This is a genomic window from Tardiphaga sp. 862_B3_N4_1 (assembly GCF_051811085.1).
Classification (GTDB): domain Bacteria; phylum Pseudomonadota; class Alphaproteobacteria; order Rhizobiales; family Xanthobacteraceae; genus Tardiphaga; species Tardiphaga robiniae.
Genome location: NZ_JBPWQB010000001.1, coordinates 1,376,551 through 1,391,567, shown reverse-complemented (window position 1 = coordinate 1,391,567; position 15,017 = coordinate 1,376,551). Strand labels below are relative to the sequence as shown.

Sequence of the window (15,017 nt, the reverse complement as noted above, 5' to 3'; positions counted from 1 at the left end):
TTCAAAAATGAAACAGCGTATTAATAAATATGAACCATTCGATAGTAATACTTGTTATAGACAGTCTATTTTTGGGAATGCCCGGAAAAATCCACAAATCGCGGCGTATCTATTGTAAAAATAAGAAGGTATTCGAAAAAACGACTTATTTTATACTTGATAAGATGACTTCTCACATCCCGCGGAACAACGAAATCAGCTCACAACCACAGGCACCTCCGCCAATATTGGACGGCCGCCTGAATTTGCTTTCGCGAGCAGACATCGACAGCCGCGCGAACCGTCGCGTAGTGGTCGCCCGTCGCGAGCAAATTTCGAAATGGGACAGTTGCTTAAAGCGCATTCGCGTCACAGCCTGATGGCGAGGTCGCCATTTGCAGTGCGCATTCCGCGAATCTCTGGGATCGCGGACTCGTTCTCCGGGCACAGACGTGAATCAGCTAGCTGCGCAGATACGCAAGTCGCTATCGCAGGACTGCTACCGCAGGAGATAATTGATAGGATAAAAGTCTAGATGCGGGTAACGACGCACGCGACCGGGCTATACTTGGCCCGATACAAAAGCGCATGCTCGCGAATGCCATCCAGCCATACGCCACGGCCTGCATAGCGATATCCCTCACCCATCGGGATCAGGCGAACAGGCATCGCACGGTGCGGGGTCAGGTACAGATGGCCGGTGACGATATCACCGGGAAAGGTCAGACGGCCGGAGGTCAGCTTGTAGACCGCCCCATTCTGACAATCGACGGAGAAGGCAGCGCCTGGAAGCAGGCCTTCGGCATGCGAGACAGTTGCGCCGGAAGCCGTTCCGGCAGCCACCAACAAACCCAACAGCGTGTGCTTGAAGCGCATCTCAATCCCCTCGTCGACCTCACCCTGACGCATTAAGAGCCCAAGATGCATGGAAGTACAAGATCGCGAAGCGCATAAAACGCCGATATCAGGCCGATTGTCGACGTTGTGTTGTCGAACTATCTCAGAGCGCCAGCGGCAAGGAAGAGCCGCCCCCGAAGCCGTCCACCTCGGCCGCGGGCAACATGTCGGTCTCACTCTCATGATGCGGACGCGCGGCATAGGGCGCGGCGAACAGGCTGACGCCTTTGTGGTCGATGGCGAAAAGCGGCATGAAATGCGGCAGATCGCGCGTTTCCGAAAGTCGGGAGTAGCGATTGTCGAGAACCAGCCAGCGGCCATCGACACGGACGGTCAGCACCGCATGGTCCTGGCGCACCGCCATGTCACGCACCAGCATCATCTTGATATCGGCCTCCGGCACGCCCGTTGCGACGAGCATGGCGAATTTGGCGATCGCATAATCTTCGCAATCGCCGATGCCCGCAGATAGCGTCTCCAGCGGCGAACTCCACAGATCGGCGACGCCGTGTTGCTGATAGTCTCCGACATAGCGGATCGCATAGTTGACGTCGCGATTGATCGCCTCGACGCGTGTGCGCAGACCCAACTCGGCGGCGGAACGCGTGACGGCGACAAACTTGCGCCCACCGGCGGCGCAGTTCTCGCTATCAGCCTTGCAGTCCTCGATCGATTTCAAGTCGGCGCGCATACGCGCTTCCACGCCGCGCCATTTCGTCCATAGCAGCCCTTCAGGCGCGCGGAACGTGAACAGGCCGAACGGCTCCTCGCTGGTGGCAGGCAGGATCGCGGCCGGAGACGGCGCATCGCTGATCACCTTGGCATCTGATCCCTGCGACGCGTCCAAGGATGCGAGTTCGATATTGCCGGGCTTTGCACGGTTCTCGCTGTCACGCTTGGCCAGCACCTGGTTGATCGTGAAGAACCGAACCGGCGGCGCGGTCATGCCCGCGTTCGGCGTATCCATGACAGGGCGTTCAAGCACCGTCTTCTTCGCGCGTGACTTTGCAAATGCTCCATCGCAAGCGCTGACGCTTACGACACCGGCGAGCACGAACCCCAGCGCACGCGGGAATGCCCGCGCCTGATCGATACGCAACATGACTGACGCCCCGTTGTCCGGAGCATCGGCCGACGTCATTGCGTCGATCCCCGTCCGGATCTTGTGGCATCAGGGATAAATCGGGGGCTGCTTCAGGCCGGTTAAAACGCGTCAACCTGGGCTTGTATGTCGTTGAACGCGCTCAATCGCCTACCAACGCATTCGCTCGAATTTTAGCGAAGCCTGCGTTTTAAGAGTTCGTTGACTCTGATGGACCGGGAGCCAGGTAACATACGGACCACCGGATGCTCCGTCGCGCTATCAGCGTTCGCGAAACGCCTCGTCGCGCAGCATGCGCGCAGGCTTTACGAGATAATCCAGCACCGACTTCTTGCCGGTCAGGACTTCCACTGTCGCCACCATGCCGGGAATGATCGGCAGCGGCTGCTCGGCAGTGCCGAGATGGTTTTTTTCGGTACGCACCATGACGCGATAGAACGTCTCGCCGCGCTCATTCTTGTCGCCCTTCTCGTCGGTGATCGTATCGGCGCTGATACGTTCGACCCGGCCGTGAAGCGATCCATAGACGGAGGAGTCATAGGCGCTGAGCTTTACAACCGCCTCATGGTCCGGACGGATGAAGGCGATGTCCTGCGGACGAATGCGGCCTTCGACCAGGAGGGTATCCTCAAGTGGCACGATCTCCATCACGCTGGCGCCAGGTGCCACGACCGCGCCAATCGTTGTGACGTTGAGTCTGTTAACGATGCCGTAGACCGGCGACCGCAGTTCAGTACGCCGAACGCGATCCTGCGCGGACTTGATGTTCTCGTCGAGCACCGCGAGATCGCCGCGCGATTTCGCAAGATCATCCTCCGCCGTGGAACGAAATGCCGTGGTGATATTCAAAAGCCGCGACTGCGCTTCCTTCACGGCGGCCTCGGTCTTGACCATGGTCGCCTGCACCACCGCGAGCTGACCGCGCATGTCGGTGGCCTGCCGGTCGGACCGCAGCATCTCGATCTCGGGAACGACCTTCTGCTCATAGAGCCGGCGCGTCAGCAAGGTTTCGCGGGTCAGCAGCGTCAGCGTCTCGGAGAAGCGGGTTTCCGACGCACGGAGCTCGTCGATTTCCTTTTTCTTCTGCCATTCCTGCTGGGCGATCACGTCGATGTCCTGCGCAAGCTTGCGCATATGGGCGTCGAACACGCTGCGCTCGGTCTGAACCGCACGCGGTGCAAGCTTTGTGAGATCTTCCGGAAACTCGACGCTGGTCTTGCCGAAAGTCTCTGCTTCCAATCGGATCACGCGGGCAGCCATGGCACCACGCCGCTCGCGGATTTCGCCAAACTGCGCTGCGAAGTTGGTATCTTCGATGCGGGCCAGCGGCTGATCTTTCCTGACGATCGCGCCTTCCTGGATCAGCAATTCGCTGATGATGCCGCCTTCGAGCGATTGCACCACCTGGGTCTGGCGCGACGGCACCACCTTGCCATTGCCGCGCTTCACTTCATCCAGCACCGCGAAATGCGCCCAGAGCAGGAACACGATGAGGAGACCGGCGACGGTCATCAACAACATCCGCGCCGTGCGCGGCGTACGCATTTCCATGGCCGCACGAACGTCGTTCGAAAATGCGAAATCAGACTGCGACATTGACCGGCCTCCCCGCGGCTTGAGGAGCCTGCGGCTGCGGACGCAAGCGCGTCAGGATCTGATCGGCGGGACCGTCGGCGACGATCTTGCCATTGTCGAACACGAGAATGCGGTCGACCAGCGACAGTAGCGACGGGCGATGGGTCGAGACGATAATGGACATCTCACCCTTGGCGAGTGTCTTGAGGCGATCGAGGAATTCACCTTCACTGCGCACATCGAAATGCGCAGTGGGTTCGTCGAGGAACAACACGCGCGGCTTGCGGATCAGCACACGGGCGAGGCCAATCGCCTGTTTCTGGCCGCCCGACAGGCTACGGCCGCCTTCGGCAACCATCATATCGTAGCCCTGCGGATGACCGGCGATGAAGGTCTCGACGCCAGACAGCCGTGCAGCCGCGAGCACTTCCTCATCGGTCGCATCGGGACGGCCAAGCGTGATGTTGTCGCGCAGCTTGCCATAGAACAGATCGGTGTCCTGCAGCACGAAACCGATGCCGGCGCGCAGGTCCGCCGGGTCGTATTGCCGGATATCGATGCCGTCGATCAGGATGCTGCCTTCGCTCGGCGGATAGAAAGCCGTCGCCAGACGGCCAACCGTGGTCTTGCCTGAGCCAACCCGGCCGATGATGCCGATCTTCTCGCCAGGCTTCACGTGGAAAGAGATGCCGTCGAGCGCTTTGGCCGGGCTGTTCGGATAGGAGAAGCTGACATTGCGGAATTCGATGCTGCCCTTGGTGATCTCGCGGGCCACGAAGATCTTTTCCGGCGGCCGCTCGCGCTCCGTCGCCATCAGGCGATCGATCGACCGCAGGGCCGACATGGTCTGTGTCGCGCGCGTCATCACAGCCGCGATGCCCGCGATGGGGCCGAGAATGCGGCCCGACAACATATTGGCCGCAACCAGCGCACCAACCGACAGTTTGCCGTCAAGAATGAGGAACACGCCGACCACGACCAGCAACAGGCTGCACAGCTGCGTCGCCACGCTCGCACTTGTCATCGCCAGCGACGACCAGAACTGCACGCCTTCGCTTGAACGCGCCGTCGCGGCGACGGAACGTTCCCACACTGTCTGCACGCGGCTTTCGCCGGCGACAGCGCGAACGGTCTCGATGCCGTTCAGCGACTCGATGAGGATGCCGTGGCGTGCAGCCGATTCCGCCTGCAGGCGCTTCATCGCACGATCGAGCGGCCGCTGGATCAAGAGACCGACGAGGATCATGACGGGCAGCATCGCCAGCGGGATCCAGGCCAGCGGTCCGGCAATCACGAACAGCACTGCGATGAAGATGATCGCGAATATCATATCGGTCGCCGACACGACCGTGCCCGACGTGAAGAATTCGCGCACCGAGTCGAAGTCGCGCATCTGATTGGCGAGAATGCCGACCGAGGGCGGACGCTTGTCCATCTTCAGCGCCATCACATGTTCGAAGATGTTCGACGCCAGCACCACGTCGATCTTCTTGCCGGTCATGTCGATGATGCGGCTGCGGACCACCTTGAGCAGGAAGTCGAATGCGATCGCCAGCGACAGGCCGATACCAAGTGCAACCAGCGACGGGATCGCGCCATTCGGAATGACGCGGTCATACACGCTCATAGTGAACAGCGGCGCGGCGAGCGCCAGCATGTTGACGATGAAAGCTGCAATGGCGACATGGCTGTAGTTGGAGCCGAACCGGCTGACGACGGACCAGAACCAGTGCGCCTTCGGCAAATCGCCGGCGGCGATCGCGCGCGGATCGCTGACGGACGCCGGACGAACGAAATAGACGAAGCCGGCATATTTCTCTTCGACGGCTTCGATGCGCTCCATGGCGATCGCACCGTCACCGACGGGGGTTGCCAGTGTCAGACGGCCACTCGCCAGATCGATGCCGCGCAGAATCCGCGTCGAACCATCGTGAAACAGAAGCACAGCAGGCAGGACCAGCGCAGGGATATCCTTGAGCGGTCGCTCGTTCAGTTCGGCCTCAAGGCCCGCCCGCTGCGCGGCACGCTCATACAGTGCCGTTGTCAGCACGCCGCGCTCAACCGGGAGACCGGCAAGGAGTGCACTGCGGCTGACAGCTCTGCCGTGGTGAGCGGCGAGATAAAGCAGGCTGTCCGTTAACGGATCGGCATGCTGATGCTCGACCTCCGCTACGGGCGCAGCCGGCAGGTCCATTGCGATATCGAACTGGGGTGAGCGAATGTTCAATGCAGCCTCGGAAATTCCAGGCGCCTTGTATGACCCGTGCGCGGATCTACTGGCCTTACAAAATATGACTTGCCAGCTTTACAGGCGATCCTTGCGGAGCGCCTGTACTATTTCGCGGTTCAGACGAATTGCTGAACTTACGGTAAATCCGACCGCGGATTATAAATCCGCGTGCTTAATTGGTTAACGGCGCCCCGCAGAAGCATCGGCCGACACGCTGCCCTGCCCGACCTGGCCCGATGTCACGAACAATGCGTTGGCGTTCGACAGATCTTGCGAGGCCCAGCGATCACCGAACAGCACGGCTTTCGGTTCCAGCGCCGGTGCGAAAGGCGAATTCCAGGTCTGGAACGGCAGAACCGTATTGAGCGGTTCGGATCCCGGCTCCGGCGCCGTCAGCAAGATCGGCGGCAGGCGATACGGGATCAGGCCGGATGCACGGCTCTCGATCGGCTCAGACTCCGGCGGCTTGCCGGTCTTCAGATAGGACAGCAGCTGTCCCATGGCCGCCAGCAACTGATAGTCGGCGAACACGGTGACGCCGCGTGCAGACACCAGCGAGACGTTGGCGTTGAAGTACTGGTTCTGCGAGTTGAGCAGATCGATCAGCGTGCGCTGACCGAGCTCATATTCCTTGTTGTAGGCCACGAAGGTGCGACGGGCGGCTTCAACTTCACGCACCAGCGCTGCTGCACGCTCCGTCGTGATCGTCCGCGCAGCCCACGCCTTGTCGAGCGACTCCAGCGCATCACGCTGCAGGCGTGCATGGCGCTGCTGCTGCTCGATCATGCGTTCGCCAGCTTCGGCGCGCTTCCACGCATCCTGACCGCCGCGGAAGATATCCCAGCTGACGACAACCTTGCCGCTGACTTCATCGCGATTGCCCGGATAGGTGATCGAGTCCTTGCCGCGCAGCGCGCGGCCTTCCAGGGCGACGTTCGGAACGAATGCGCCGGCGGTCGAGTCGAAAGCACGCTTGGCCGCATCGACATCTGCACCAGCGGCGCGGATCGTCGGATTGTACTTGAAGGCGACGTCGAGCGACTCGTTCTTGGTTGCTGGCATATCCGGCAAGCGACCGGGGAAACGCACATTGAACGGCTCAAGACCAACGGTCTTGCGATACTTGGCGCGTGCAAAATCGAGGCTGAGGCGGAAATCCGACAGCACGGCTTCTGCCGCGGCTACACGCTCTTCCGCCTGCTGGGTATCGCCCTCACCGGCACGACCGCCAGCGAAACGCGCGCGGACATTGGCGCGCAGTTCGAGATGAACCTTGAGATTTTGTTCGGCAAGCGCGACCAGACGCAAATAACGCGTCACATCGACATAGGCTTCGGCCGCATCGAGCGCAATCAGTTCGGTCCGTTCAAGCACCCGGAACGCAGCAGCATCGACGCGCGCAGCCTGACGCCAGATGTCGTTGATGGACGCAAAGCCGTCGAACACCAGCTGGCGCACCGTTACCGACGCCTCGCTGCCGTTCACATAAGAGCCATTGCCGGCCGGCGCAGGAACGATTGCCCGGTTCAACATCTCAGGGCCGGTATTCGCCTGCAGCCTGATCTGAGGCAGCAAAGTACCTTGGCTCTGGCGAAGTTCGGCTTCGGTGGCGCGGCGATTGGCAGAAGCCTCGCCGACACCTGGGTTCGTCTTTACCGCCTGATTGATGGCGTCAAGAATGAAAAATGGCTCGGCTGCATAAGCGAACTTGCCGCTCGATCCCAGCAATACAACTACAAGGAAAATCTTTGCGATCTGCTTCATGGATTGAGCGCTAACAAGAAACGGAACTTGCCGCAATCCGAAAGCCACATTTTAGATCGAAAACTGACTCATTGTTGCAAGAATGCATTACCTTGTGCGGAGGCGGCACGGTCCGCTTATCCGTCACGGCATTGTCATTTTCGTCCCTGATTTCAGGCATTTATCAATGCCTAACAACAGGTTAACACGATTTCGTGAGTGGCAGAACCACCTCCAGGACGATGAATGCGCGCTGGGCGGGTCAGAGCGCGCCCAATTGTGGCAACCATCGCTATTTCGTAAAATGGAAAAAGATACGGCATGAAGGGACCGTGGTAGCCCCTCGCCGCCACCAATTCAGGCGAATGCACGCTGTGGGTGCATCGATTCGGGCGAGTATCGCCCGGCCGCCGCTAGCTCCGCTTGTAGTCATCCTCGATGCGAACGATGTCGTCCTCACCAAGGTAGCTGCCCGTCTGCACCTCGATCAGCTCAAGCGGAATCTTGCCGGGGTTTTCCAGACGGTGCGTGGCACCGAGCGGGATGTAGATCGACTCGTTCTCGTGGACGGTCTTGATCTGATCGTTGATCGTCACCTTCGCGGTACCACGCACAACGATCCAGTGCTCGGAGCGATGGTGGTGCATCTGGAGTGACAGCCGCTCGCCGGCTTTGACCACGAGACGTTTCACCTGATAGCGCTCGCCATCCTCAAGAGCCTGCACAGATCCCCATGGGCGATGCACCTTGAGATGATCCTCGGTGACCTGCGGCGCCGTGACCTTCAGCTTCGCCACAAGCCGTTTCAAGCCGTTGGCATCCTTCTGGCGGGAGACCAGCACGGCGTCGTGCGTCGCGACCACCACGAGATCGTCGACGCCCTCCAGCGCCACCACCGGACCATCGCTGGCCACGTTGCAGTTGCGCGAGTCCTCGAACACCGCCACGCCCTGCGCGGCATTGCCCTGTGCATCCTTGTCGGACAGCTCCCACACTGCGAGCCACGAGCCGACATCCGACCAGCCGCAGGACACCGGCACCACGGCCGCCTTCGTCGTCTTCTCCATCACGGCATAGTCGACAGAGATCGATTTTGCCTTCCCGAAAGCGTCCGCATCGAGCGTAAAGAAGCCGAGATCGCGGCCGGCCTTCGCCACAGCGCTGGTGATGGTCTCGACACTATCGCTGTCGACGCGGCGATATTCATCGAGCAGCATCCCCGCCCGAAACATGAAGTTGCCGCTGTTCCAGAGATACCCGGCCTCAATATAACCGGTTGCCGTCTGCAGATCCGGCTTCTCGACGAATTTGGCGACACTCTTCACCTCGCCGGAAAGCACCTGGCCGGGTGAAATATAGCCGTACTCGGTGGCCGGACGCTCCGGCTGAACGCCGAACGTCACAATGTGGCCGGCATCGGCAACCGCCAGCCCAGCCCGACACGCCGCCACGAAAGCCGGCACGTCGCGCACCACGTGATCGGCGGCAAGCGCAAGCACGACGGCTTCCTCGTCCCGAGCCTGTGCAAAAGCAGCACCGGCGGCAATGGCCGGGCCTGAATCGCGCCGCGCCGGCTCGAGCAGGATGTCTGCATCGAGCCCGATCTCGGCGAGTTGTTCGCGCACCATGAACCGATAGGCGGCGCTGGTGATGACAATGGGACGATCGAACAAGCCAGCATCGGACACGCGAATCACGGTGTCCTGAAAGGTCGAGCGCGGCCCGAATAATGGCAGAAATTGCTTCGGGCGCCCCTCACGCGATGACGGCCACAGGCGCGTACCAGCACCGCCACACATGATCAGGGGAATAATGCGCTTGCTCATCAGTCGCTCTCAACCCTTCGCGTTCAGATTACCGTAGTGGCTGCGATACCACGTCACGAATTGCCGAATCCCCTCCTCGATCGAGGTATCCGGCTTGAAGCCGACGTCACGCATCAGATCGTCCACATCGGCAAAAGTCTCAGGCACATCGCCCGGCTGCATCGGCAGCATCGTCTTGATCGCCTCAAGCCCCAGTTCCTTCTCAAGAACCGAGACCACATGCAAAAGGTCCTCTGGCTTGTGGTTACCGACGTTGTAGATTCGCGCTGGCGCCTCGTCCTCGCTACCGGTCGGCACATGATCAATCAGCCGCCCGATAGCACCGACAACGTCGTCGACATAGGTGAAGTCGCGTCGCATGTTGCCGTGATTGAAGAGCTTGATCGGCTGCTTGTCGAGGATCGCCTTGGTAAACAGGAAGATCGCCATATCCGGCCGGCCCCAAGGACCATAGACGGTGAAGAAACGCAGCCCGGTGGTCGGCAGGCGATAGAGATGGCTGTAGGAATGCGCCATCAACTCGTTGGCCTTCTTCGTCGCAGCATAGAGACTGACCGGGTTGTCGACTCTGTCGCTGACGGAGAACGGTTTCTTCTTGTTGGCGCCATAGACCGAGGATGACGACGCATAGAGCAGATGCGCGCAGCCATTGTGCCGGCATCCTTCGAGGATATTGAGAAAGCCCTCGAGGTTGGCATCGGCATAGGCGTGCGGCTGCTCGATGGAATAGCGCACACCCGCCTGCGCAGCGAGATGAATGACAACAGGGAATTTGTATTCGCCAAACAACGCCGCGATCGCGGGACGATCTGCCAGATTCGCCCTCACAAAGGTAAAGCGAGGCTGGCCCTCCAGCAGCTTCAGCCGCGCCTCCTTCAGCGCCGGATCGTAATAGCTGTTGACGCTATCGAGACCAACGACCGTTCGGCCTTCGGCCAGCAGCTGCCGCGTCACGTGGAAACCGATGAAGCCGGCAGCACCGGTGACAAGGATGGGTTGTTCAGACATCGTGTCCCCAGACATTCGCCAGAAATCGCCATGTTGCATGACGATCCGTGTCGCATTCCATTAGCCATCCAGGCGATGATGTTGCAACACTTCGGCATCGCAGCATCCGATTGCGTCAGAAGCGCGGCCTTCGCCGCTAGCTATGCCATGAAAACAGGGTAAGAAGAGCCGCCGTGCATAACTTCGAACTATTTGTCTCATTGCGACCCAAATCTTCCCCGCAACGCATGTCTTTCCTGCGATCAATGTCATCCCGATGTCGTCATTCGAATTGATTACAACCTTCGTCGCTCTGGTTGTAGCCGCTGTTCTGTCCGCGGCTTGCATCAAGGCCATTCATCCGCTGCTTATCCGTTATGCAATGGCGCGACCGAATGCCCGATCGTCCCACAAGGTGCCGACACCGCAAGGCGCCGGCATCGCGGTGATATCAGTCACACTGCTGGTTGCCGGGTGCTCGATTGCAAGTCTTTCCGTTTCAGCGACACCGGCGCTGTGGGTGCTGTTCGCTGCAACGATCCTGATCGCGACCATCGGCGCAATTGATGATCTGCGTCCGATTTCCGTGACGCCGCGACTGCTCCTGCAAGCCGTCAGTATTGCCGCGATCCTGTTTGCCCTGCCCCCGACACTGCAGATCACACCGGGCCTGCCTCTCTGGATCGAACGCGGCTTGCTGCTGCTGACCGCACTCTGGTTCGTCAATCTCGTGAATTTCATGGATGGGCTCGACTGGATCACAGTGGCCGAGGTGATACCGATTACCGCAGCGCTGGTGCTGATCGGCTTCTCCGGGCAACTGCCGTTATCGACGGCGCTCATTGCCGCTGCGCTTTGCGGCGCCACACTCGGCTTCGCGCCGTTCAATCGGCCCGTTGCGAAGATGTTTCTGGGCGACGTCGGCAGCCTCCCCATCGGGCTGTTGCTGGCCTGGTGCTTCCTGCAACTGGCCTATGCGCACCATCTGGCTGCCGCCATCCTGCTGCCGCTGTATTACCTTGCCGACGCGACCATCACCCTGCTCCGGCGGCTGGCAAAACGCGAGCCGGTGTGGCTGGCGCATCGCTCGCATTTCTACCAGCGCGCGACGGACAATGGCTTCGCCGTGATCGAGGTGGTGCGAACGGTGTTCGTACTCAATATCGGCCTGGCGGCCCTCGCCGGGCTGTCGATCTATTTCCGCTCAGGCGTCGCCGACACAGCTCTGCTTGTCCTTGGCAGCGTCGCCGTCGCCGCGGTATTGAAGGCATTCTCGACGCCGCGCCGCTGACGCAGACTCACTGCGCCGCCGCCCGATATTCCGGCACCGCATCCTTCAGCGTCGCCACAGCGACCTCGTGTTGATCCGCCTCAATGGCGCTCCGCAAGATCGCAAGCCAGCTGTTCAGCGTCTCCAACGGCAGTTCGTTCGGGCGGGCAGCGACGATGCCGGCAATACCGATCTCGCTGGTTGGCTCCTGCTCGGCGAACAATATCTCGTTGAGCCGCTCGCCCGGTCGGACACCGGTGAACACGATATCGATATCGTAGCCGGGCTGAAGACCGGACAGCCGGATCATGCGGTCGGCGAGATCGACGATCTTCACCGGTTGCCCCATGCTGAGCACATAGACCGATGCATCGGCATGCTGCGCGTTCATCGCATGGGTTGCCGCGGTGACGACCAGATCGCAGGCCTCGCGGATGGTCATGAAGTAGCGCACCATATCGGGGTGCGTCACCGTCACCGGCCCACCGGCTTCGATCTGCGCCTTGAACTTCGGCACGACGGACCCATTCGACGCCAGAACATTACCGAACCGCACCGAAATTAGCCGCATGGGTGATTTGGCGTCACTGCCGCTGATAGCGTCGCCATCGAGCGCCTGGCAATACATCTCGGCAAAACGCTTGGTGAGGCCAAGCATCGACACCGGCTCGATTGCCTTGTCGGTCGAGATCATCACCATCGCATCAGCGCCCGATGCGAGCGCCGCATCGGCGACATTCACAGAACCGAAGATGTTGGTCTTGACACCCTCGCCCCAGTCACGCTCCAGGATCGGCACATGTTTCAGCGCGGCTGCGTGAAACACCGCATCCGGCTTGAAGGCGATCATCAGTTGATGAATGCGTTCGCGGTCCCTGACATCGGCGATGCGGCCCTCGATCGCTGCGCTGGTGACTTTGGCCGCCAGCTTTTCCATAGCCGCATGAAGCGCCGGTTCTGAATTCTCGATAATGAGCAGCCGTGCCGCGCCGAACGTGATGACGCGGTCGCAGATCTCGTAGCCGATCGAGCCGCCACCGCCGGTCACGACGATCGCCTTGCCGCGCACGAAATTCTCCAGTCGGGCATAGTCGATCTTGACGCTCGGCCGCAGCAACAGATCCTCGACTGCCACCGGCGCCAATTGCGGCGTATCGCGGCTTTCCTCGAGCGACGGAATCCGGCTGACCGTCAGCCCGAGCTTGCGCGCACGCATCAGTACCGACTCGGGCAACGCCTCTGCTTCAAACGCCGACGGCGTCATCACGATCCGTTCGATCGGGCGTTGCCGCGTGCTGAAGTCATCAACGACATTACCGAGATCGTCGATGCCGCCGAGGACCGGCACACCTCGGATCGCCTGTCCGCGATCGGAGTTCGCAGGCGACAAGATACCAACCGGCCACATGCGCTTGACGGCACCACTCTCAATGCCGCGCAAGAACACCTCGGCATCGGCCGCACGACCAATCAGCAGTGCCGGCGACGCATCCATCGCGCGCGCCTGATTGCGCGTACGCGTATAACGGAAATAGCGATAGGCCAGTCGCGATCCGCTCAGAAAGAAGATCTGGATGAACCAGTAGATAATGATCGTTGTCTTGCCGAGGAAGAACGTGCCGTACACGTTCGGCGCCAGGAAGATGTAGTCGAGCACCAGAAGTGCGCCCGTCAGCACCGTGGATGCCTTGATGATATTCAGCAGGTCGGGCAGCGAAATGAAGCGCCACTTCGTCGTCGTCAGATTGAACAGGTAACAGACGAAAAAGCTGAAGACGACGAAATACGGCAGGATCTTCAGGAGCAGCGGCAGCCGATCCCACAGATTTTCGCCATCGAAACGCAGCACGAAGCTGAGAACGACCGCGGCCGCCGTGACGATGGCGTCATGCGTCGCAATCAGCCAGTTGCGGGCAGAAAACTGTGTGATGCGTGTCATGACTGTCCGCTGCGCGCGCGCTCGACCAGCGACGTCGTGCTGTGGCCTTGCAGGATATCGATCAGGATCACCTCTCCGCCGTTGGCGGCGACAACCTCATGGCCGACCACCTGCTCTCGCGTGTAATCGCCGCCTTTGACCAGCGTCGCCGGCGCGATCTGCGTAATCAGGTTCAGTGGGGTATCCCCTTCGAAAATCACGACCAGATCGACCGCTTCCAGCGCCGCAAGCACTTCTGCGCGGGCGCGTTCGTCCTGCACCGGGCGCCCCTCGCCCTTCAGACGCTTCACCGACGCGTCGCTGTTGAGGCCGACGATCAGGCGATCGCAAGTCGCGCGCGCTGCCGTCAGAACCTTTACATGACCGGGATGCAGGATATCGAAACAGCCATTGGTGAAACCGATCCGCAACTGCTGCTTGCGCCAGTCGGCCAGTTGCGCATTGAGCTCAGTCGATGCCACGATTTTCTCTTCAGCGGCCAGAAATGCATGCGGCAAAATCCGGCGACGCAGTTCGGACGGTGTGACCACCGCCGTCCCCATCTTGCTGACAGCGACCGCTGCTGCGGCAGTTGCCGCGCGCAATGCCGCTTCCCAGTCAACTCCGGCCGCGAGCGCTACAGCCAGCATCGCCGCCACCGTGTCGCCGGCACCCGAGACGTCGCGCACCTTGACCGGCAGCGCCGGCACATGGATGGGCTCGCCATCGCGCGGCACCAGCGTCATGCCATGCTCGCTCTGGGTCACCAGCATCGCGGCGCAGTCCGCCAGAATCATCGCTTCCTGCGCGGCGGTCGCGATGTTGATGTCGCTGTCTGCACGGCTACGCGTTGCCTCGGCGAATTCCTTGCGGTTCGGCGTCAGCAAGGTCGCGCCGCGGTAAATCGCAAAATTTGCGCTCTTGGGATCGACGATGACGCGCTTGCCGAGCTTCTTCGCCGCGTCGATGACGTTGCGGATCACCCGCGCGGTCAGCACGCCCTTGGCGTAGTCGGACAGCAGTACGATGTCGACACGCGCGAGTTGCGGCAAAATCGTATCGATCAATTGCTTCTCGATGGCGGCGGACGCGGGCGCAGCCAGTTCCCAGTCGGCGCGCAGCATATGCGTCGCGAAATGCTCGGACACGAAGCGCACCTTGCGTGTCGTCGGGCGCGATGAATCCGCGACCAGCAATGCTTCGATCAGAGGCTCCTGCGTGAGCGCATTCTTGAGCGTTGCACCGGCATCGTCCTCACCGACCAGACCGACAAAGATGCATTTCGCGCCGAGGGCTGCAATATTGCGTGCGACATTGCCGGCGCCGCCAATATTGATCTCGCTGCGCTGGACCGCGATGACCGGCGCAGGCGCTTCCGGCGAAATCCGCGACACCTCGCCATAGACGAATTCGTCAAGCATCAGATCGCCGACGCAGAGCACTGTCTGGTCGGCAATCGCGTGCGACAGGGCGTCGAAATCAAACATCAC

At 60.7% G+C, this 15,017-nt stretch carries 10 protein-coding genes; 1 reads left to right on the top strand and 9 read right to left on the bottom strand.

Annotation, left to right across the window (positions count from 1 at the left end):
* Positions 1 to 510: 510 nt before the first annotated feature.
* The 7 genes from AB8B02_RS06480 to AB8B02_RS06450 all read right to left on the bottom strand — a co-directional run bounded on the left by AB8B02_RS06480 (position 511) and on the right by AB8B02_RS06450 (position 10,360).
* Entirely contained in the window at positions 511 to 855 is a 345-nt protein-coding gene (locus AB8B02_RS06480; protein WP_309946294.1) for a hypothetical protein, read from the bottom strand.
* Positions 856 to 979: 124 nt separating this feature from the next.
* Positions 980 to 2,017 (bottom strand): transglutaminase-like cysteine peptidase, encoded by a 1,038-nt coding sequence (locus AB8B02_RS06475; protein WP_309946295.1) that lies wholly within the window; start codon positions 2,015 to 2,017, stop codon positions 980 to 982.
* Positions 2,018 to 2,239: 222 nt separating this feature from the next.
* Complete coding sequence (locus tag AB8B02_RS06470) at positions 2,240 to 3,574, bottom strand: HlyD family type I secretion periplasmic adaptor subunit (RefSeq protein ID WP_120290683.1); 1,335 nt, start codon at positions 3,572 to 3,574, stop codon at positions 2,240 to 2,242.
* Entirely contained in the window at positions 3,561 to 5,747 is a 2,187-nt protein-coding gene (locus AB8B02_RS06465; protein WP_089268213.1) for a type I secretion system permease/ATPase, read from the bottom strand. The genes AB8B02_RS06470 and AB8B02_RS06465 overlap by 14 nt, the downstream gene beginning before the upstream one ends.
* Positions 5,748 to 5,963: 216 nt before the next feature.
* Positions 5,964 to 7,547 (bottom strand): TolC family outer membrane protein, encoded by a 1,584-nt coding sequence (locus AB8B02_RS06460; RefSeq protein ID WP_089268214.1) that lies wholly within the window; start codon positions 7,545 to 7,547, stop codon positions 5,964 to 5,966.
* 392 nt (positions 7,548 to 7,939) lie between these two features.
* Positions 7,940 to 9,352, bottom strand: coding sequence for a mannose-1-phosphate guanylyltransferase/mannose-6-phosphate isomerase (locus tag AB8B02_RS06455; RefSeq protein WP_439063469.1), 1,413 nt, complete (start codon positions 9,350 to 9,352; stop codon positions 7,940 to 7,942).
* Between the two features lie 9 nt (positions 9,353 to 9,361).
* A complete protein-coding gene (locus AB8B02_RS06450) occupies positions 9,362 to 10,360 on the bottom strand; it encodes an NAD-dependent epimerase (RefSeq protein ID WP_309946298.1) in 999 nt (332 codons plus the stop codon).
* Between the two features lie 256 nt (positions 10,361 to 10,616).
* Between AB8B02_RS06450 and AB8B02_RS06445 the strand changes: the two genes are divergently transcribed.
* Positions 10,617 to 11,630, top strand: coding sequence for an MraY family glycosyltransferase (locus AB8B02_RS06445; RefSeq protein ID WP_309946299.1), 1,014 nt, complete (start codon positions 10,617 to 10,619; stop codon positions 11,628 to 11,630).
* A gap of 7 nt (positions 11,631 to 11,637) precedes the next feature.
* Here AB8B02_RS06445 and AB8B02_RS06440 read toward each other — a convergent pair whose 3' ends face one another.
* Both AB8B02_RS06440 and rfaE1 read right to left on the bottom strand, forming a co-directional pair.
* A complete protein-coding gene (locus AB8B02_RS06440) occupies positions 11,638 to 13,548 on the bottom strand; it encodes an SDR family NAD(P)-dependent oxidoreductase (protein ID WP_439063468.1) in 1,911 nt (636 codons plus the stop codon).
* On the bottom strand, positions 13,545 to 15,014 hold the full coding sequence (gene rfaE1 / locus AB8B02_RS06435) for a D-glycero-beta-D-manno-heptose-7-phosphate kinase (protein WP_439063467.1): 1,470 nt from the start codon (positions 15,012 to 15,014) through the stop codon (positions 13,545 to 13,547). The genes AB8B02_RS06440 and rfaE1 overlap by 4 nt, the downstream gene beginning before the upstream one ends.
* Positions 15,015 to 15,017: the final 3 nt, after the last annotated feature.